Source organism: Streptomyces sp. NBC_00425 (genome assembly GCF_036030735.1).
GTDB lineage: Bacteria > Actinomycetota > Actinomycetes > Streptomycetales > Streptomycetaceae > Streptomyces.
Genome location: NZ_CP107928.1, coordinates 2,261,753 through 2,281,971 on the forward strand (window position 1 = coordinate 2,261,753; position 20,219 = coordinate 2,281,971).

The following is a 20,219-nucleotide window of genomic DNA, read 5'->3' on the forward strand; positions in this document are numbered from 1 at the left end:
CGCCCCCGGCACGTCGCGGGGCTGGTCAGTTGGGCTGCCCGATCGGCCGGACGACGACGGTGTTGACGTCGACCCCGGCGGGCTGCCGGACGGCCCACACGACGGAGTCGGCGATCTGGTCGGCGGTCAGCAGCTGACCGGGCGGCAGGCTGCCGTAGCTGTCCCAGAACGGGGTCTCCACCCGGCCGGGCGCGATCAGCGTCACTCCTACGCCCCACTCGGTGACCTGGCGGCGGGTGTTCTCCGCGAGTCCGGTGACCGCGTACTTGGTCGCCCCGTAGAGGTTGCCCGGGGTGGGCACGAAGCCGGCGACGCTCCCGACCAGCACGATCCGGCCCCGGGTCTCCTTCAGCGCGTCGATCGACGCCCGGATGAGGAGCGCGGGGCCGAGGACGTTGGTCAGCACCATGTCGGTCCACCCGGCCGGGTCGCCCTCGGCCACCGAGTCGTGGGTGGCGGTCCCCGCGTTGGCGACGACCGTGTCCAGTCTGCCGTAGGCGTCGAGGGTACGGTCGACCGCCGACCGTACGCTGTCGTAGTCGGCGGCGTTCCCGGCGAACGTCGACAGCGCCTTCGGGTCGCCGAGGCCGGCGGCGAAGGCGCGCAGCCGCTCCTCGCCCCGGCCGGTGACGGCGACCCGGTGTCCGAGGTCCAGCAGTTGCCGTGCGACGGCGGCGCCGATGCCGCTTCCGCCGCCGGTGATCAGTGCGACCGGAGAGTCGGTCATGGTTTCCCCCTGTGTCCCGCTGTTCGGTGCTCGGTGTTCGGTGTACCGCGGGGAGTCCATCAGCTGGAGCGCTCTCGAAGTCAAGTGCCTTCACAGGTAGGGCAGTAGGCGGCGGAGAAGCAGCGGCGCACCTGCGTCACGCCGAGACCGCCGACACCCGCAGAATCGCTCGCCGCCCCCTGACCACCGGCCGCTCACCGGGCACCGGGCACCGGGCACCGGATCACGCCGTCAGCCCGCCCGTACGGCGGTGTGCACGGTGTGGGCGGCGAGCACGTAGACATCGGACCGGCGATGCACGCTCGCCTCGTCGTCCGGGTCGAGGAGGCGGTCGACGGTGGCACGGTCGTCGGCGTCGAGCTCCTCGCCGAAGGCCTCGCGCAGCCGGGACAGGTTCGCGGCGACGTAGGCGCGGGCCCGGTCGGAGGCGGGCGCGGGCAGGTCGAGCAGGAAGCTGCGGCTACGGCTGTGCTTCAGTCCCGCGGCGCCGAGCAGCGCCGCCCAGTCCTCCGTCTCGGCGACGGAGCCCGGCAGGTCGGCCCGCATCCGGGCGAACCACCCCGCCTCCAGCGCGTCCAGCCGCGCCTCGAGGCCCGGCCGCCCGAAGCCCGGGTCGCGCGGCAGGAACCGGGTGGGCAGTCCGCCCTCCATGATGGCCAGCGTTCCGCCGGGTCCCAGACGCTGCGCGAAGGCGGCCAGGGCGGCGCGCTGGTCACCCAGGTGATGCAGGCTGCGCCCGGCCCACAGCAGGTCGGCCGGGTAGTCCAACTCATCGAGCACGCCGGGCAGTTCACCGGCCAGGGTGCCGAACCGGTCGGCGTACCCGAGCCGGGCGGCTCGTTCCCCGGCCCGCCGGAGCAGCGGCTCTGAGCCGTCGACCGCCATGACGCGCGCACCGGGGAAGGTCTCCGCGAAAAGACAGGAGACGACCCCGGGACCGCTGCCCGCGTCCACGATCAGCCCTGGCTCCGTCACCTCCTTCCCGAGCCAGGACAGGGCCCGCTCATAGAGGGGGGTGAAGAGTTCGGCCTGCGCCTCCAGATGCGGCGCCATCTCGGCCCAGTCGATGTCGGTGTGATGGCCGTGACCGTGCGGGTGGCCGTGACCGTGCGGGTGGCCTTGGCCGTGCGTGTTCTGGTCGGTGTGGGATGCGTGCGGGTGGTGCGCCATGGCGGTCAGCCTCTCGTCCGGTGTGCCGTCAGCGTGTGCCGACGCACCGGTCGAGGGCCACTTCTGTTGCCGGGGCGGCAAAAAGACGGGTGCGGACGGCAAGCCGTTCCGCACCCGTTTTCCCGTCCGTTCCCCGGTCCGTTTTCCGGTCCGTTTTCCGGTCCGTTTTCCGGTCCGTTTTCCGGTCCGTTTTCCGGTCCGTTTTCCGGTCCGTTTTCCGGTCCGTTTTCCGGTCCGTTTCCGCGTCCGGCGCAGCCGCCGCTGCGCCGGACGACGTCCCCGGATGAACGGAGCGACACGAGGGCTGGAGGGACCGGAGCGGCTGGACAGGACCCTCCCGGCCGTCGTCGAGTCCGGCCGTCGTCGAGTCGGCGATCCGCCGGGGCCCGGCCCGGGAGGGCCGGCCGCCCGGCGGATCACACCGAGCCCGGTTTCACGGCCGGGCGGATCCGCTCACCGGCTACAGCGCCGGGTACGCGTTCTGCATCAACTGCTGGAACTGGGCCGAGAACCAGTGCCCCGACAACGGTGCGTTCGCCAGGGAGCCCGACATGCTGTTGCCGTTGCGGGGGTTGCCCGTGTACGTCGGGTCGCACATCCGGTCGAAGCCCTTGCCCTCGTCGTTGGCGATGGCGGAGCTGGCGCCGTCGGACTCACCCGGCGGCTTCATCCAGACGTACGCGTCGATCCCGGCGGCCGGAGCGGCCTTCGGGCGCTCGCCGAGTCCGGCGCCGGACTGGTTGCACCAGTTGCCGACGTGGATCCGACGGTCGTAGCGTCCGCCGTTCACATAGGTGTCCACGCTGGTCGTGGCGCCCGGACCGGCGGGCCGGGCGGAGCCGCCCCAGCCGTTGCGGGAGGTGTCGATCAGCATGCCGATGTTCGACCGGAAGCCGGTCGTGACCAGCTGGTTGCGGAACGCCTGGGCGTAGGACAGCTCATCGACGTACCGGTTCCAGTCCACCCACTTGGACTCACGGACCGACTTGCCGGCCACCGAGTCGTTGATGGTGAAGTTGTTCTCCTTCAGGGCGCTGTAGTTCGCCGTGTTGGTGATGAAGCCGTGCACGTCGTCGACGGTCGCGCCCTCGGCGGTCGCGGCCTGGAAGAGGATCTGGGCGGAGGGGACGAAGTTGTCGTCCCAGCCGAGCCAGCCGTGGTGACCGGCGTCGATGTAGTTGTAGACGTTGGGGACGGCGCCGAGCTTCTTCAGCGCGTAGCCGACGCCCTTCACGTAGTTGCCGTTGGCCTTCATGGTGTCGCAGGCGGGAGTGGCGGTCGCCCGGCTGCCCGTGTTGGTGACGAGGTTGGGCAGCGAGTCGATCTCGACGCTGGTGACGATCCGCAGGCCGGCGTACTTGCTGTCGGACAGGATCGCCGCGATCGGGTCGATGAACTGCGTCTTGTACTTGTCGATCTCCGTCGGGCCGAGCTCGCCGTTGGAGGCGAGGGCGGAGCAGTCACGCCCGGGGAGGTCGTATATGACCAGCTGGACGACTTCCTCGCCGCTGCCCTTCTGGGCGAGGGCCGCGTCCAGGTGGGCGCGCAGCCCCATGTGACCGCCGGCGCCGTTGATGGCGGCGATGCGGTCCAGCCAGATCCCGGTGGGCTGGTTGGAGACGCGGCTGCCGCCGGGCTCGGCGGCGGCGTTCGCCGACCATTCGGGGTTCACGTACACCTTGGCCCCGGCATAGGGGTTGTCGACCCTGGTGGACGGGGTGCCGGGGCCGGTGGGTCCCGGGTCGGTGGGGCCCGGATCGGTGGGTCCGGTCCCGCCGTCCACGTTGCAGGTGACCCCGTCGAGGGTGAACGCCGTGGGTACGGCGTTGCTGCCGCTGTAGGTTCCCTGGAACCCGAAGCTGACCGAACCGCCGGTCGCCAGCGTCCCGTTGTAGGTCTCGTTGTTGGCGGTGACGGCCGTGCCGGACTGGGTGACCTTCGCGTTCCAGGCGTTGGTGACCTTCTGGCTGCCGGCGTACGCCCACTTCACCGACCAACTCGTCTTGGCGGCCGAGTTGTTGGTGACGGTGACGGCGGCTGTGAAGCCGCTGCCCCAGTCGTTCTGCACCTTGTAGTCGACGCTGCACGGGACGGCGGCGAGCCCCGAGTCACCGGGGACGACGGCGAGTGCCGTCCCCGAGGCGCCGGCGACCAGCGCCAGCGCGGCGAGTACCGCTGTTCTGCTACGGCTCATGAGTGCGGGTTTCCTTCGTGGTCGAGGGTGTTGTCCGTTCTGCTGCTTGCCGGGTGGCGCCTATCCGTCGAGTGCGCGCAGATGGTCGCGCAGTCCTATGCCGTACGCCGTGGGCGTCCCGTCGTAGGCGGAGATGAGGGACGGACCGGTGGAGCAGTCCCAGGCGTTCCAGGTCCAGCCCAGGTACGACAGGCCGCGATCGTCGAACCACTTCATGACGCGGTCGACGAAACCGTGTGAGCAGGTGTTCTCGCCGATCTCCCCGGCCACCAGCGGGACCTGGGCGGCCACGGGGGCGAGTGTGGAGTTCCAACAGCTTTCGCTGGCACAGGAGTTGAAGTTGTAGACGTGGTACGCGGCGGCGAGATTCCCGGTGGGGTCGGTGGGCTTGTGGGTCAGCCACTGACCGAGGTCGTTGGAGTAGGCGAGCCCGCCGGCCAGGATCACGTTCCTGGCGCCGGTCGCCCGTACGGACTCGACGAGGTCCTGCATGCCGGCGACCTCGTAGCCGATGCCGGGGCAGGTCCCGCCGTCCCGCCAGCACTGCCACGCCTGGGCGGTCGTGGCGGTGGCACGGTCCGGATAGGGCTCGTTGAACAGGTCGAACACCACGCTCTGGTCGTTCTTGAAGGCATTGGCGACCGACGTCCAGAACGACGGCGTGTACTGCATGTCGGGCATCGGCTTCTGGCAACTGGCGTGCACGTCGGAACAGCCGGCCGAGTTGCCCGTGTACTGGCCGTACGTCCAGTGCAGTTCGACGATCGGGGTCATGCCGTGCGCCTTGACGCGGGCGACCAGGTCCTTCACGGCGTTGACGTAGATGGCGCCGCGGTAGGCGGGATCGATGTTCGAAAGTCCCAGCCAGCACTCCTCGTTGAGCGGGATGCGGACGGTGTCGACGTGCCAGGCGGCGATCGCCGCGACGGCGGCGTCGTCGACCGGTCCGTCCCAGATGCCGCGCCCCTGCACGCACATGAACTCGCCGCCCGAGCGGTTCACGCCGAGCAGCCGGCGGGTGTTGCCGGCGGCGTCCACGAGCTTGTTGCCCGAGACGTGCAGGGCGGGCGGCTCGTCACCGGTGCCGGGCGGGTCGGTCGTGGGCGGTGCGGTGGGGGTCGGCGTGGACGTGGGGGTCGGGGTGGGCGTGGGCGTGGGATCGGTGCCGGCGTTGCAGGTCGTGCCGTTGAGCCGGAAGGCGGTCGGTACGGCGTTGACCCCCGCCTTCGAGGCGATGAACCCCGCGCTGACGCTCGCGCCGGTGCCCAGGGAGCCGTTCCAGCTCTCGTTCACGGCCGTGACGGCCGCCCCGGACTGGGACCACTTGGCGTTCCAGCCCTGGGTGACCTTCTGGCCGCCCGTGAAGTCGAAGGCGAGACTCCAACTGCTCACGGCCGCCGCATTGTTGGTGATCTTCACCGCGCCCTGAAAGCCGGTGTCCCACTGGCTGGTGACCGAGTACTCCACCGTGCAGGCAGGCGCCGCTCCTTGCGCCGTGACGACCGGCAGCAGGGCGCCCGCGACGAGGGCGACCGTGCCGGCGACGGCTAAAAGTACTGAACGCGGGGGGTGACGCATGAGCGACTCCTTGCAGCTCAGGCGCGCCGTGACAGGCGCGTCGACTGATGGAACCGCTCCCACTGGTGTCTCGAAGCTAGCGCCACGTGCTGGCAAAGAACAGTGGGAGTAACTGACTTTTACTCAACTCCCGCCGTCGAATCTTTTCGACTCTTCAAGCATCTTGACCCCGTTCGCCCGCATCCCCACTATGGGAGCGCTCCCACTGGTTCAAGGCTTGTTGCTCCTCCCCCACTCCCCGAGCCGCAAGGAGGAACCAGCACCATGAAACCCTCACGCAGACGTCGCGGGGCGCGGCGCCTGTGGACCGCCGCCCTGGCGGCCCTGGCGCTCCCTCTCGCCATGCTCAGCACGAGCACGACACCCGCTCAGGCGGCCGCGCTCGCGTGCAGCGTCGACTACAAGACCAACGACTGGGGCTCCGGGTTCACCGCGGACCTCACCCTCACCAACCGGGGCACCGACCCGATCAGCGGCTGGGCCCTGACGTACTCCTACGCGGGCAACCAGAAGCTGTCGAACGGCTGGAACGGCAGCTGGTCGCAGTCCGGTCAGCAGATCACGGTGAACAACGCCTCCTACAACGGGACGATCGCCCCCGGCGCGGCGGTCGGCACGGGCGCGCAGTTCACCTACAGCGGCACGAACGCCGCTCCCACGAGCTTCTCGGTCAACGGCACGCCCTGCGTCGGCGCACACCAGCCGCCGGTGACGGTGCTGACCAGCCCGGCCGCGGGCGCCGTCTACACCCAGGGCAGTGCGGTGCCGCTCGCGGCGACCGCCGCGGCCGCCGACAACGCGACCATCACCAAGATGGAGTTCTACGACGACACGACCCTGCTGGGCACGGACACGAGCGCGCCGTACACCCTGTCCGCCTCGGGGCTGTCCGTGGGCAACCACTCCCTGGTGGCCAAGGCCTACGACAGCCTCGGCGCGTCGGCGTCGTCCACACCGGTCGGCATCACGGTCGCCTCGGGGCCTGCCGTGGTCGCCTCCGCCACCCAACTGGCCGTGCAGCAGGGCAAGACGGGCACGTTCACGCTGAAGCTGTCGACCCAGCCCTCGGCCAACGTGACCGTCACGACCGCGCGCACCGCCGGCAACACGGGCCTGACGGTGACCGGCGGCGCGAGCCTCACCTTCACTCCGTCGAACTGGAACACCGCCCAGAACGTGACCATCACCGCCAACGCCGCCGGCACGGGCGCCGCGACCTTCGAGTCGACGGCCACCGGGCACGCGAAGGCGACGGTCACCGCCACCGAGATCGCCGGGACCAAGGCGTACGACGCCCGCTTCCTCGACCTCTACGGCAAGATCACCAACCCGGCGAACGGCTACTTCTCCCCCGAGGGCATTCCGTACCACTCGGTGGAGACACTGATCGTCGAGGCTCCGGACCAGGGCCACGAGACCACGTCCGAGGCCTACAGCTACCTCCTGTGGCTGCAGGCGATGTACGGGAAGATCACCGGCGACTGGACCAAGTTCAACGGCGCCTGGGACATCATGGAGAAGTACATGATCCCCACGCACGCCGACCAGCCGACGAACTCCTTCTACAACGCGTCCAAGCCGGCCACCTACGCGCCCGAGCTGGACACGCCGAACGAGTACCCGGCGAAACTGGACACCGGGGTGTCCGTGGGCTCGGACCCGATCGCCGGTGAACTGAAGTCCGCCTACGGCACGGACGACGTCTACGGCATGCACTGGCTGCAGGACGTGGACAACACCTACGGCTACGGCAACGCGCCCGGCAAGTGCGAGGCCGGCCCGGCCGACACCGGCCCCTCGTACATCAACACCTTCCAGCGCGGCGCCCAGGAATCGGTGTGGGAAACGGTTCCGCAACCCACCTGCGACGCCTTCAAGTACGGCGGCAAGAACGGTTACCTGGACCTCTTCACCGGTGACGCCTCCTACGCCAAGCAGTGGAAGTTCACCAACGCCCCGGACGCCGACGCACGCGTCGTACAGGCCGCGTACTGGGCGGACATCTGGGCCAAGGCCCAGGGCAAGGGCGGCGACGTCTCCGCGGCCGTCGGCAAGGCCGCGAAGATGGGCGACTACCTGCGGTACGCGATGTACGACAAGTACTTCAAGAAGATCGGCAACTGCGTCGGCCCGACCGCCTGCCCGGCCGGCACCGGCAAGGACGCCTCGCACTACCTGCTGTCCTGGTACTACGCCTGGGGCGGCGCCACCGACACCAGCGCCGGCTGGGCGTGGCGCATCGGCTCGAGCCACACCCACGGCGGCTACCAGAACCCCCTGGCCGCCTACGCGCTCAGCAGCTACGCGGACCTGAAGCCGAAGTCGGCGACGGGCCAGGCGGACTGGGCGAAGTCGCTCACCCGGCAACTGGAGTTCTACCGCTGGCTGCAGTCCAGCGAGGGCGCCATCGCCGGCGGCGCGACGAACAGCTGGGCGGGCCGCTACGCGACTCCCCCGGCCGGCACGTCGACCTTCTACGGCATGTACTACGACCAGCAGCCCGTCTACCACGACCCGCCGTCCAACCAGTGGTTCGGCTTCCAGGCGTGGTCGATGGAGCGGGTGGCCGAGTACTACCAGCAGACGGGGAACGCCGCCGCGAAGGCGGTCCTCGACAAGTGGGTCGACTGGGCGCTGTCCAAGACCACGATCAACCCGGACGGCACCTTCCGGATCCCCTCCACCCTCCAGTGGTCGGGCCAGCCCGACACCTGGAACGCCTCGAGTCCCGGCGCGAACACCGGCCTTCACGTCACCGTGGCCGACTACACCGACGACGTCGGAGTGGCCGCCGCGTACGCCAAGACCCTGACGTACTACGCCGCCAAGTCCGGTGACACGGAGGCGAAGACGACGGCCAAGGCACTCCTGGACGGCATGTGGACCCACAACCAGGACGCCCTCGGCATCGCGGTCCCGGAGACCCGCGCCGACTACAACCGCTTCGACGACGGCGTGTACGTCCCGAGCGGCTTCAGCGGCAAGATGCCGAACGGCGACACGGTCAACTCCTCCTCGACCTTCGCCTCGCTGCGGTCCTTCTACAAGAGCGACCCGGCCTGGTCGAAGATCGAGAGCTATCTCGCGGGCGGCGCCGCGCCCGTGTTCACGTACCACCGCTTCTGGGCCCAGGCGGACATCGCCATGGCCATGGGCTCGTACGCGGAGCTTCTCGAATAAGCCCCCGCTGAGCGCTTCGCCGGCCGAGCGGTGTCCTGCCGCGGGCCGGATGCGGCCGGCCGCGCGGTTCCCCGCGCCCTCCCGCCCTTCGGGGCCGGGGGACACGGGGTGGCGCCGCCCCCCGGCGGAGCGCTCGAGGTTCCGCGTACGTGGCCCCGTCACCTGACGACGGGGTCCAGCCGGGCGGCCCCCACCCGCACAGGGGGCCGCCCGGCAGTCGCACGTCACGCCATCTCGGTTCACGCCGTTTCGCGTCCTCCCACGCCCGGCAACGCACACCCACGGCGGCCGAACTCCCCGCACACCTCGCCCGTCCCGCACATCCCGCATGTTCTGCACGTCCCGCACATCCCGAACGTCCTGAACCTCCTGAACGTCGCGCATCCCCCTCCCTGCGCACCCCGTCTCCTCCCCATGGCTTTTCGCGAGGAAGGACCCCCACCGTGCGAAGAACCCGCATCCTCACGGCCGTACTGGCGCTCGCCGCCGGCCTCATCGCGGGCAGTCCGCCCGTACTGGCCGCGTCCGGCAACCCGCGGACGACAGTGGCCGCCGAGTCGTACACCTGGAAGAACGCCCGGATCGACGGCGGCGGCTTCGTCCCCGGCATCGTCTTCAACCGCAAGGAGAAGAACCTCGCCTACGCGCGCACCGACATCGGCGGCGCGTACCGGTGGCAGGAGTCGAGCAGGACGTGGACGCCGTTGCTGGACTCGGTCGGCTGGGCGGACTGGGGACACACCGGCGTGGTGAGCCTGGCCTCCGACTCCGTCGACCCGAACAAGGTGTACGCGGCGGTCGGCACGTACACGAACAGCTGGGACCCGGGGAACGGGGCGGTGCTGCGCTCCGGCGACCGAGGCGCGAGCTGGCAGAAGACCGACCTGCCCTTCAAGCTGGGCGGGAACATGCCGGGCCGGGGCATGGGCGAGCGGCTCGCGGTCGACCCGAACCGCGACAGCGTGCTGTACCTGGGCGCGCCGAGCGGCAGGGGCCTGTGGCGGTCGACGGACTCGGGCGTCACCTGGGCGCAGGTGGCGAACTTCCCCAACGTCGGCAACTACCAGCAGGATCCGACCGACACGAGCGGGTACGCGTCCGACAACCAGGGCATCGTGTGGGTCACCTTCGACGAGTCCACGGGCACGTCCGGCGCCGCCACGAAGACGATCTACGTCGGAGTGGCGGACAAGGACAACGCGGTGTACCGCTCGACGGACGCCGGCGCGACCTGGTCCCGGCTGGCCGGGCAGCCGACGGGCTATCTGGCGCACAAGGGCGTGCTGGACGCCGTCAACGGCTATCTGTACCTGGCCTACAGCGACAAGGGCGGGCCCTACGACGGGGGCAAGGGCCGGCTGTGGCGCTACGCGACGGCCACCGGGACCTGGACGGACATCTCGCCGGTGGCGGAGGCCGACACCTACTACGGCTTCAGCGGGCTGACGATCGACCGGCAGAAGCCGGGCACCGTCATGGCCACCGCCTACAGCGCCTGGTGGCCGGACACCCAGATCTTCCGTTCCACCAACAGCGGCGGGGCCTGGACGAAGGCCTGGGACTACACCTCGTATCCCAACCGCTCCAACCGGTTCACGATGGACGTCTCCTCGTCGCCGTGGCTGACGTGGGGCGCGAATCCGTCGCCGCCGGAGCAGGCGCCCAAACTCGGCTGGATGACCGAGGCGCTGGAGATCGACCCGTTCAACTCCAGTCGCATGATGTACGGGACGGGCGCGACGATCTACGGCACGGAGAACCTCGCCAACTGGGACAGCGGCGGCCAGTTCACCGTCCGGCCGATGGTGCAGGGGCTGGAGGAGACGGCGGTCAACGATCTCGCCTCTCCCCCGGCCGGCGCCCCGCTGCTGAGCGCCCTCGGTGACGTCGGCGGCTTCCGCCACACGGACCTGACCAAAGTGCCGTCGATGATGTTCGCCTCCCCGAACTTCACGACGACGACGAGCCTGGACTACGCCGAGACGAAGCCCGACACCGTGGTGCGGGTCGGCGATCTCGACTCGGGGCCGCATGTGGCGTTCTCCACGGACAACGGGGCCAACTGGTTCGCGGGAACCGACCCTTCGGGCGTCAGCGGCGGCGGCACGGTCGCCGCGTCCGCTGACGGCGGTCGCTTCGTGTGGAGTCCGGCGGGCGCGGGCGTGCAGTACACCACCGGGTTCGGCACCTCGTGGTCGGCGTCGAGCGGCATCCCGGCCGGCGCGGTCGTCGAATCCGACCGCGTCGACGCCAGGACCTTCTACGGTTTCAAGTCCGGCAAGTTCTATGTGAGTTCGGACGGCGGCGCGACGTTCACCGCGTCCGCCGCGAGCGGTCTGCCCAGCGGCGACAGCGTGCGGTTCAAGGCGCTGCCCGGCGTCAAGGGCGACGTCTGGCTGGCCGGCGGGGCGAGCGACGGGGCGTACGGGCTGTGGCACTCCACCGACTCCGGAGCCACCTTCAGCAAGCTGTCGTCCGTGGAGCAGGCCGACACGATCGGATTCGGCAAGGCGGCCGCAGGGGCTTCGTACCAGACGCTCTACACCAGCGCGAAGATCGCCGGGGTCCGGGGCGTCTTCCGCTCGACGGACAAGGGTGTCACCTGGACCCGCATCAACGACGACGCCCACCAGTGGGGTTGGACGGGCGGGGCGATCACCGGTGACCCCCGGGTGTACGGACGCGTGTACGTCTCGACGAACGGCCGGGGTGTGATCTACGGAGACACCTCCGACACCGGCGGCGGGGGCGGGGGTGGCGGCACGGACCCGACGCCCACCCCGACGGGCGCCTGCGCGGTGACGTACACGATCACCAACCAGTGGTCGGGCGGCTTCCAGGCGGACGTCAAGCTCACCAACACCGGCACGAGCGCGTGGTCCGGCTGGAGCCTCAACTGGGCGTTCACAGGCGGGCAGAGCGTCTCCCAGCTCTGGAACGCCGACTACACCCAGTCGGGTTCGACGGTGACGGCGAAGAACATCGCCTGGAACGGCAACGTGGCGGCCGGCTCGTCCGTCGGCTTCGGCTTCACGGGCGTCTGGTCGGGCACGAACGCCAGACCGACGGCGTTCAGACTCGGCGACCAGAGCTGCACGGTGGGGTGAGACGCGCGGCGCCAACCGGACGAACTCGTTCAGCACCATGGCCCCCTTTTCGCTCATACGATCGATCCCGCCTCCGACCCGGGGGCATGAGAGCGGGGAGCGGAACCATGGGAGTGTCCAGACGTGCCCTGTTGGGGTACTCGAGTACGGCCGCGGCGGGCGCGGTGCTCACGTCCGCCGGGTCGGCCCGGGCCGAGGAGGCCGACGTGACCGACCGGACCACCACGGCCCAGCAGGCCGGCGTCACCGGGGAGACCGCCGACGCGGACGAGGAGTGGGGCGGAAACACGCAGTTCCACGGCACCACCCCGCCGGGTCCGGAGGAGGGGTACATCACCATGACCTTCAGCATCGACCAGATGCCCTCGCCGACGATGCAGAAGGTCACCGCCCTCGACGTCGCGGGAGCGATCAACGAGCTGCTCACCTCGCGGGGCTGGCCCACCATCAAGTTCTACGGGGACGTGCCCAAGGCGCTGAACTGACCTGCCGCACGCGCGCGTGAGGAGGGGGCTCCGCCCGGACCGGGCGGAGCCCCCTCGTCACTTCCGTCAGGGCGTGTACACCGCCGGCCTGGGTGCGGTGGCCATGCCGTCACCGAGGAAGAAACTCGGGTGCGGCGGCTGGTTGTAGGCGGTGTTCTGCCAGGCCAGACCGGTGCGGTACATCGTGTCGTGCAGCAGCGTCGTGATCCGCGTGCCCGTCTCGTACGGCGTCGAGTAGATGCGCAGGGCCCGGTTGTCGCCGGTCGGCCACACGACCTCCTCGCGCCAGTCGCCGAGGATGTCCCCGGACAGCGACGGGGTCGCCTTGGTGCCGTTGCCGGAGTGGACGCCGGCGCCGGTCAGCAGCCGGGTGTCCGAGGAGGGCCCGTACTTGTCGATGTGGGTGCCGTCGAGGAGTTCGCGCACGGGGTCGGCGTCCCACCACGAGAGGAAGTTGACGGAGGACGGCTCCCGGCCCTTGGTCGCGCCCGCCTCGTCGCGGATCGAGCTGTCCGACGCCGACCAGAGCTCGGCGCCGGCGTTGCCCGCCCAGATGTCGCCGGCGACTCCGCGGCCGTTGTCGCAGCAGGCCGCCAGCTTCCAGTTCACGGTGCCGTTCGCCGGGTCGATGTACAGCTCGGCGGGCTGACCGGCCGACTCCGAGACCTTGAAGTACTCCAGGCCCGGGTGCGAGGGGTCGAGGTCGCCGAGGTGCTGGGCGTCGCCGTGCCCGGTCTTCGTCGTCCACAGACCGCTGCCGTTGTCGTCGACCGCCATCGCGCCGTAGACGATCTCGTCCCTGCCGTCGCCGTCGACGTCCCCGACGGAGAGGCTGTGGGAGCCCTGGCCGTCGTAGCCCTTGCCGGTGTTGGACGAGGAGTTGGTGTCGAAGGTCCAGCGGCGGGTGAAGGCGCCCCCGCGCCAGTCCCAGGCCGCGATCACCGTACGCGTGTAGTAACCGCGTGCCATGACCAGCGACGGACGGGAACCGTCCAGGTAAGCGGTTCCGGCAAGGAAACGGTCGACGCGGTTTCCGTAGGAGTCGCCCCAGGACGAGACCGTGCCGCGCGCCGGGACGTAGTCGACGGACTGCATCGCCCGGCCGGTCCGGCCGTTGAACATGGTCAGGTACTCGGGGCCAGACAGGACGTACCCGCTGGAGTTGCGGTGGTCGGCGGAGGGGCTGCCGATCACCGTGCCGCCGCCGTCCACCGTGGCGTCGGCCGTCTTCACGGCGACCTCCGCCCGGCCGTCGCCGTCGTAGTCGTAGACCTGGAACTGCGTGTAGTGGGCCCCGGAACGGATGTTGCGGCCCAGGTCGATCCGCCACAGCCGGGTCCCGTCGAGCGTGAGACCGTCGAGGAACGTGTTTCCGGTGTAGCCCGACTGTGAGTTGTCCTTGGCGTTCGTCGGCTGCCACTTCAGGACGAAGTCCAGCGCGCCGTCGCCGTCCAGGTCGCCGACGGAGGCGTCGTTGGCCTCGTAGGTGTAGGCCACACCGTCGGGGGTCGTGCCGCCGGCCGGCGGCGTGAGCGGAACGTCCTTGTAGCCGGTGCGCAACTGCACCGCGTGGACGGAGTCGGCCTGTTCCACACCGCCGACGATCGCGCGCACCGTGTAGTCGGCCTGCGCCGGGGCGCCGGAGTGGAGGTAGTTCGTGGCGCCGGTGACCGGTGTCGGGTTCACCTTCGTGCCGGCCCGGTACACATTGAAGGAAACAGTGTCGGAATCGGTTCCGAGCCAGCGCCAGCTGACCAGGTTGCCGCTGTCGGTGTGCACGCTCACGACGCCCCGGTCGAGGGCCTCGACCTGGCGGGCGGTGGCGGCCGTCGGGGCTGCTCCCCCGCGCGTGAGCCCGAGTGCCGGGAACCCGTCACCGCCGAGGGCGGTCGGTCCGGTGCCGAGGGCGGTCGGTCCGGCGCCCAGCAGGACTGCGACGCAGGCCAGCGCGGTGAGGACGACCCTTCGTCTGCGGTGGTTGCGCGGACGCGACCGCGGCGACTGCGCTGTCCGCGGTGGTCGCGACTGCCGAGGGGGGTGCGGGTGCGGCTGCTGCACGAGACGTACCTCCTGAGCGGGACGGGGGGATCCGCTCTCTCAGTCGCCGCCGCGGACAACCCGGTTGCCGGGTCGGGCGGCCGGGTTCAGGCGTCCCGCGGGCCCGGGCGGCGCCCCTGCGGCAACCGGCCGGGAAGCGGCTTCTGGAACGCTTTCAGGGCGAACACGGGATCCGGGCGAGGCCGGTCCTGGTCGGGCAGGGCCGCAAGGCGAGCGGCGAAACCGTCGGCCAGCGGATGGCCGGGCGGCAGCGTGACGAACCAGCCGCGGCGCAGGTCGGCGATGGCCCGGCGCGGGCTGCGGCCCTGCCCCCGGCCGGCGAAGCAGGCCTGCCCCGCGGGGACCAGGCCGGCCTCGACGGCGTACGACTCCACGAGCGCGGCGGCGTCCGAGGCCGGCCGGCGGGGGCGCGAGGCCAGCACGACATCGATGTCGCTGCCCACGTTGTGCGACGCGCCCTTGTCGACCGTGGTGACGTAGACCCCGCCCGGACGCAGCACCCGGGCACACTCGGCCACGATCCGCCGCGCGTCCGCCGCGTCCTCCACCAGGTGCAGCAGCCAGACGCTGCTGACGGCGTCGAACCGTCCCGCGCCGAAGGGGAGGCGGCGGGCGTCGGCGAGTACCACCGCCTCCGGCAGCCGGGCGGCGGCGTGGCCCGCCATGGCCGGGGCCCGGTCCACGCCCGTCACGCGCAGGCCGGCCCGTCCGTCGGCGAGCCGCCGGGTGACGATGCCGGTGCCGCACGCGACGTCCAGCAGGCTGCGCGCCCCACCCGGCACCAGCCCGAGGACGGCGTCCGCCGCCGCGGCGGCCCGGGGCTCGCCGCCGCGCAGGGTGTCGTAGCGTTCGGCTTCCTCGTCGTAGTCCAGCACCGCCCGTCCCCCCTCGCCCGCCGCGCGGGTCAGCGCGCCCCGTGCGCGGGGGCCACGGCCTCCACACGGCGGGCGAGCTCGACGTCCAGACCGGTGACGGCGCCGCCCGCGCTGTGGGTGTGCACGCTGAGCGACACGGTGTTGTAGCCGAGGGTGAGCTCGGAGTGGTGGTTGAGCTCCTCCTGGATCTGCGCGACATGGATGACCAGGGAGGTCGCGGCGAAGTGCGAGTCGAGCCGGTAGGCGCGGGTGAGGCGGCCGCCGTCCAGGGACCAGCCGGGCAGCTCGCCCAGACGCTCCTCGATCTCGCTCCGCGACAGCGGTTCGGCCATGACCGGCTCCCTTCGTGGGTGTCGCTACCCGTCCAGCGTGCCACAGGAACGCCGGGACGGCCCTGGTCAGCAGGGCCGTGCGGTGCGTACGACGATCCGGGGAGGCCCTCGCCGCCCCGGGCCGGCTCACCGCCCGCCGTCAGGCACCGGCCTCGGTGCGGTCGGGGCGCTGTCGGACAACGGACGGATGCGTGACCACCCGGCGCGCGACTGCCTCGGGGCTGAGTGAACTACGGTCGTAGGCATGACCGTTGTAGCGATGGGCACGGAATCCGCCCCCGCCGGACCCTCCGGACCCGCCACCCCCTCCGATCCCGGCGACCTGGGCGTGGGCCCGCTGCTGCGGGCCTGGCGGGAACGGCGGCGGATGAGTCAGCTGGAGCTGGCGCTGCGCGCCGACTCCTCGGCCCGGCACGTCAGCTTCGTCGAGACGGGTCGCTCGCGGCCGAGCGAGGACATGGTGCTGCGGCTCGCCGAGCGGCTCGACGTGCCCGTGCGCGAGCGCAACGCCCTTCTCCTGGCGGCCGGTTACGCACCGCGGTTCCCGCAGACCCCGCTCGACGACCCGACGCTGGACGCGCTGCGCTCGGGCCTGGAGCGGCTGCTCCAGGGCTACGAGCCGTACCCGGCGCTGGTCATGGACGCCCGCTACGACGTGGTGGCGGCCAATCGGGGCATCACGATGCTGCTGGAGGGCGTCCCGGAATCCCTGCTGACGCCGCCGCTCAACGCGATGCGGCTCACCCTCCACCCGCAGGGTCTCGCACCTCGCATCCGCAATCTGCCCGAGTGGCGCGGTCACCTGCTCGCGCAGATGGAACGCCAGATCGCCCTGTACCGCTCGAATCCGCTGCGGGAGCTGTACGAGGAGGTGGCCGCCTATCCGGTCGCGCACACCGGGCCGGCCGGCGAACCGAGCGAGCCCGTCCCGTACTTCGCGCTGCCGATGCGGATCGAGCACGAGGGGCGGGTCCTCTCCTTCATCTCGTCGGTCGCCACCTTCAACACCCCCATGGACGTGACGGTCGCCGAACTCGCCATCGAGACGTTCCTGCCGGCCGACCCCGCGACAGCCAAGTACCTGCGTGACCTGACCGGCTGACGTCAGGTCGGCCGGGGCGGACCGGGTGAATGCACCGCTCCGCTGTCCGTGAGATCGGGGCCGGGACGTGACACACTGGCCCGCGTGCCTCGACACGCAGGGGAGACGTGGGGTGAGTGAGAGACGGCCCGCGCCCACGGTGGGCCAGGTGGTACTCGGCAGACGGCTGCAGGAACTGCGCGAGGCGGCCGGCCTCAGCCGCGACGAGGCCGCCCGTGCCCTGCGCGTCGCCCCGGCGACCGTACGGCGCATGGAGACGGCCGACGTCGCGCTGAAGGTGCCGTACGTGCAGGTCCTCCTGGAGGCGTACGGGGTCCCCCGGGACGAGGCGGAGGGGTTCGTCTCGCTCACCGAGGAGGCGAACCGGCCCGGCTGGTGGCAGCGCTACCACGACGTCCTGCCGGAGTGGTTCAGCCTGTACGTGAGCCTGGAGGGCGCCGCACGGCTGATCCGCACGTACGAGCCGCACTTCGTGCCCGGGCTGCTGCAGACGGAGGCCTACGCGACGGCGGTGCTGGAGGCGGGGACCGTCGGGCGCACCACGCCGGACTCCCTCGAACGGCACGTGGCCCTGCGCATGGCGCGCCAGCGGCTGCTGGAGAGCGCCGACCCGCCCCGCCTGTGGGTGGTGATGGACGAGACGGTGCTGCGCCGGCCGGTGAGCGTCGACGCCGCCGTGATGACCGAACAGCTGGACAAGCTGGTGGAGTTCGCCGAGCGGGACCGGGTCACTCTGCAGGTCTCCGAGTTCGCGGCGGGTCCGCACCCCGGGACGTCCGCGCCGTTCTCGCTGTTCCGTTTCGGCGAGCCCGAGCTGCCCGACATGGTCGTCACCGAGTATCTGACCGGCGCGCTCTACCTCGACGTCCGCAAGGAGGTCTCCGCCCACCTGGAGGTCCTCGACCACATGACGACGCACGCCGCGTCCGCGGAGCACACCAAGCAGATCCTGCGGGACGCCCGCGACGGCGTCTGACCCCGGCCGGAGCCCCACGCCGACCTGCGCGCCGGCCCCGGACGGCAGCGGAATCCGGCCGGGGGCGGGGCGTTGCGACAGGTTCCGTGAAGGCCTCTCGGCGCACACCCGGCACGGCAGTCCCGCTCGGGTAGCATCGGCGACGGGCAGTCGACAGTGCCGCGCGGGCGGTCGACGGTGATGTGCGGACAGGCGCTTCGGGGGAGGCGGACATGGTCAGGAAGTACGTCGTCTCCCCGGGCGGCGGCCGCGGCGCGCATCCCGACATCGGGTCCGCTCTGCGGGCGGCGGCCGCACGCGGGCGCGCCGCGCGGATCGAGATCGCGCCCGGCCGGTACGAGGAGCAGCTCACGGTCCACGGCGAGGTCGAGCTGGTGGCGGCCGGCGAACCCGGCTCCGTGCTGGTGGGCCGGCCGCGAGGCACCGTGCTCACCGCCCTCGGGTCGGTCGTGGTCCGCGGCCTCGTGCTGACCGGCCGGGACGCCGACGCCGGAGTCGTCCACTGCGGAACCGGTTTCCTCACCCTCGACCGGGCGCAGGTGCGGGCGCACCACGGGGTGTGCGTGCACGTGTCGCCGGGGGCCTCCGCGACCCTGACGGACAGCGCGTTCCGGTTCGGCCGGACCGTGTTCGCCGGCGGCACCGGACTCGTCGAGCGGTGCCGGTTCGCCGACGCGGCCGACAACGCGGTCGCGGCGGTCGAGAGCGCCCGGCTCACCCTCCGGGACAGCCGGATCGACGGCGCCGGGATCCACGGCGTGCGCGTCAGCGACTCCTGGGCGCAGCTCACCGGGTGCGAGATCACCGGCACCGCGCGGACGGCGGTGATCGCCGACGCGCAGGCGGAGTTGACCGTCCAGGGCTGCCGGATCGAGGGTGTGCACGGGGCTGCGCTCGAGTTCGTCGAGCAGTCCCGGGGCGCCGTCCTGGACACCCGGGTCGTCGACGCCGAGAACGGGATCGTGGTGGCGAGCGGCGCCGACCCTCAGGTGCGGGGCTGTGTGTTCACCGGGTGCCGCGACACGGGCATCCACGTCCAGGACGCGGGCCGTGGCGCCTTCGAGGACTGCGAGGTCGTCGACGCGGGCAACGTCGCCGTGCTGTCGACGCACGGCGGCGCTCCGCGGGTGAGCGGCTGCCGCGTCTCGGGCGGCAATGTGGGCATCGCCGTCACCGACCGCGCCCGAGGCCGGTTCACCGGCTGCCATGTGCAGGATCTGACCGGCGTCGGACTGCGGGTGTGGGACGAGAGCAAGGCCGTGTTCGAGGACGTCCGTGTCGAGCGCTGCCCGTTCGGTCTGGACACCAAGGGCAACGGCGGCACCACGGCCGAGCTCACCGGCGTGTCCTTCGGTGACTTCGACATGATCGCCGTGGCCGCCGTCGGCCAGTCCCGGGTGACGCTCAGGGGGGCCACGGCCGAGCGCGGACTGCTGGGCTTCGGCGCGGGCGAGGAGGCCCAACTGCACCTGCACGACTGCACCGTCACCGGGGTGGAGAGCGGTGGGGCCCTGGTGTTCGGCACGGCGCGGCTCGTCGCCCGCAACCTCACGGTGAAGGGTGCGCAGTCGTTCGGGCTGTGCGGGACGGGCTCCGCGTATCTGGACGTCGCCGGCAGCCGCTTCGAGGACTGTGCGGCCGCGGGCGTGCGCTGCGACGAGGAGTGCGGCGGCCGGCTGGTGGACTGTTCCGTGACCGGGACGTCGAGGACGGCGGTGCAGCACAACGGGCTCGTCCAGCTGGTCTCGTTGCGCACGACGCTGCCGGTCAAGGAGATCACCGAGCCCGCCCCGCCGCCGACGATCGTGAACAACTACCACGGCCCCGTGTTCGTGGAGGCAGTCCACAGTGCCCAGTTGGCGTGGGGCAACACCAACGTCGTCCAGCAGCAGACACACGCCCCGGCGTCCCCCACCTCGACCCCCGTACCCCCCGATCCCACCGACCCGGACGGAGCCAGCCGGTGAACGACCCGAACGTGCCGAACGTGTCGAACGATGCGAACGATCCGCAGCAGGTGAACCATTACGAAGGACCGGTGTTCAACAAGGGTGTCTCGAACGCCCAGTTGGCCTGGAACAACGGGACGGTCACCCAGAACCAGCAGATCAACGACGGCTCGGTCGCGCCGGGTTACGAGGCGCTCGCGGCGCTGGTGACCGATCTGCTCCGCCAGCTGCCCGGGTCGGGCCTCGCCGACCGCGATCGTGCGGACGCCGCGACGGCGGCCGAGGAGGTCATCGCGGAGATCACCGGCTCGGACTCCCCCGAGCCCGGCCGCGTCCGCCGTGCGGTCACCATGCTCAAGGGCGCTCTGGCCCCGGTGGCGACCGGTCTGGCGGCGGGAACGGCGGTGGGAGCGCAGGAGTGGGCCCAGTCGGCGATCAGGGGTCTGACCGGCCTCGTCTGACCGGCCTGGTCCGAACGGCCGCGTC

General features: G+C 71.3%; 14 protein-coding genes. 7 read left to right on the top strand and 7 right to left on the bottom strand.

Annotated elements, in window-relative coordinates; genetic code table 11:
* Positions 1 to 25: 25 nt before the first annotated feature.
* The 4 genes from OHS82_RS09435 to OHS82_RS09450 form a co-directional block, all read right to left on the bottom strand.
* The gene (locus tag OHS82_RS09435; RefSeq protein WP_328433677.1) at positions 26 to 727 is read right to left on the bottom strand and encodes an SDR family oxidoreductase; all 702 of its coding nucleotides are present in this window, start codon (positions 725 to 727) and stop codon (positions 26 to 28) included.
* Positions 728 to 958: 231 nt separating this feature from the next.
* Complete coding sequence (locus tag OHS82_RS09440) at positions 959 to 1,897, bottom strand: methyltransferase (RefSeq protein WP_328433678.1); 939 nt, start codon at positions 1,895 to 1,897, stop codon at positions 959 to 961.
* Positions 1,898 to 2,357: 460 nt separating this feature from the next.
* Positions 2,358 to 4,091 carry a glycoside hydrolase family 6 protein gene (locus OHS82_RS09445; protein WP_328433679.1) on the bottom strand — a complete coding sequence of 578 codons (1,734 nt, stop codon included), beginning with the start codon at positions 4,089 to 4,091 and terminating at the stop codon, positions 2,358 to 2,360.
* A gap of 60 nt (positions 4,092 to 4,151) precedes the next feature.
* Positions 4,152 to 5,669, bottom strand: coding sequence for a cellulose binding domain-containing protein (locus tag OHS82_RS09450; protein WP_328433680.1), 1,518 nt, complete (start codon positions 5,667 to 5,669; stop codon positions 4,152 to 4,154).
* A gap of 264 nt (positions 5,670 to 5,933) precedes the next feature.
* Here OHS82_RS09450 and OHS82_RS09455 point away from each other — a divergent pair, with 264 nt between their 5' ends.
* The 3 genes from OHS82_RS09455 to OHS82_RS09465 all read left to right on the top strand — a co-directional run bounded on the left by OHS82_RS09455 (position 5,934) and on the right by OHS82_RS09465 (position 12,441).
* Complete coding sequence (locus OHS82_RS09455) at positions 5,934 to 8,849, top strand: glycoside hydrolase family 48 protein (RefSeq protein WP_057582168.1); 2,916 nt, start codon at positions 5,934 to 5,936, stop codon at positions 8,847 to 8,849.
* 443 nt (positions 8,850 to 9,292) lie between these two features.
* A complete protein-coding gene (locus OHS82_RS09460; RefSeq protein WP_057582169.1) occupies positions 9,293 to 11,956 on the top strand; it encodes a cellulose binding domain-containing protein in 2,664 nt (887 codons plus the stop codon).
* Positions 11,957 to 12,063: 107 nt separating this feature from the next.
* The gene (locus OHS82_RS09465; RefSeq protein ID WP_328433681.1) at positions 12,064 to 12,441 is read left to right on the top strand and encodes a hypothetical protein; all 378 of its coding nucleotides are present in this window, start codon (positions 12,064 to 12,066) and stop codon (positions 12,439 to 12,441) included.
* Between the two features lie 66 nt (positions 12,442 to 12,507).
* Here the strand turns inward: OHS82_RS09465 and OHS82_RS09470 are convergent, their stop codons facing one another.
* The 3 genes from OHS82_RS09470 to OHS82_RS09480 form a co-directional block, all read right to left on the bottom strand.
* The gene (locus OHS82_RS09470) at positions 12,508 to 14,499 is read right to left on the bottom strand and encodes a rhamnogalacturonan lyase (RefSeq protein WP_370444183.1); all 1,992 of its coding nucleotides are present in this window, start codon (positions 14,497 to 14,499) and stop codon (positions 12,508 to 12,510) included.
* Between the two features lie 86 nt (positions 14,500 to 14,585).
* The gene (locus tag OHS82_RS09475; RefSeq protein ID WP_057582171.1) at positions 14,586 to 15,374 is read right to left on the bottom strand and encodes a class I SAM-dependent methyltransferase; all 789 of its coding nucleotides are present in this window, start codon (positions 15,372 to 15,374) and stop codon (positions 14,586 to 14,588) included.
* Positions 15,375 to 15,403: 29 nt separating this feature from the next.
* On the bottom strand, positions 15,404 to 15,706 hold the full coding sequence (locus OHS82_RS09480) for a 4a-hydroxytetrahydrobiopterin dehydratase (protein WP_057582172.1): 303 nt from the start codon (positions 15,704 to 15,706) through the stop codon (positions 15,404 to 15,406).
* 244 nt (positions 15,707 to 15,950) lie between these two features.
* On the opposite strand from OHS82_RS09480, the gene OHS82_RS09485 reads away from it, so the two are divergent.
* The 4 genes from OHS82_RS09485 to OHS82_RS09500 all read left to right on the top strand — a co-directional run bounded on the left by OHS82_RS09485 (position 15,951) and on the right by OHS82_RS09500 (position 20,194).
* Positions 15,951 to 16,808: a helix-turn-helix domain-containing protein gene (locus tag OHS82_RS09485; RefSeq protein WP_079041498.1), complete on the top strand. Its 858-nt coding sequence runs from the start codon at positions 15,951 to 15,953 to the stop codon at positions 16,806 to 16,808.
* A gap of 112 nt (positions 16,809 to 16,920) precedes the next feature.
* The gene (locus OHS82_RS09490; RefSeq protein ID WP_057582173.1) at positions 16,921 to 17,784 is read left to right on the top strand and encodes a helix-turn-helix domain-containing protein; all 864 of its coding nucleotides are present in this window, start codon (positions 16,921 to 16,923) and stop codon (positions 17,782 to 17,784) included.
* 212 nt (positions 17,785 to 17,996) lie between these two features.
* Positions 17,997 to 19,751 (top strand): right-handed parallel beta-helix repeat-containing protein, encoded by a 1,755-nt coding sequence (locus OHS82_RS09495; RefSeq protein ID WP_328433682.1) that lies wholly within the window; start codon positions 17,997 to 17,999, stop codon positions 19,749 to 19,751.
* Positions 19,748 to 20,194, top strand: coding sequence for a hypothetical protein (locus OHS82_RS09500; RefSeq protein WP_328433683.1), 447 nt, complete (start codon positions 19,748 to 19,750; stop codon positions 20,192 to 20,194). The genes OHS82_RS09495 and OHS82_RS09500 overlap by 4 nt, the downstream gene beginning before the upstream one ends.
* The last annotated feature ends 25 nt before the right edge of the window (positions 20,195 to 20,219 follow it).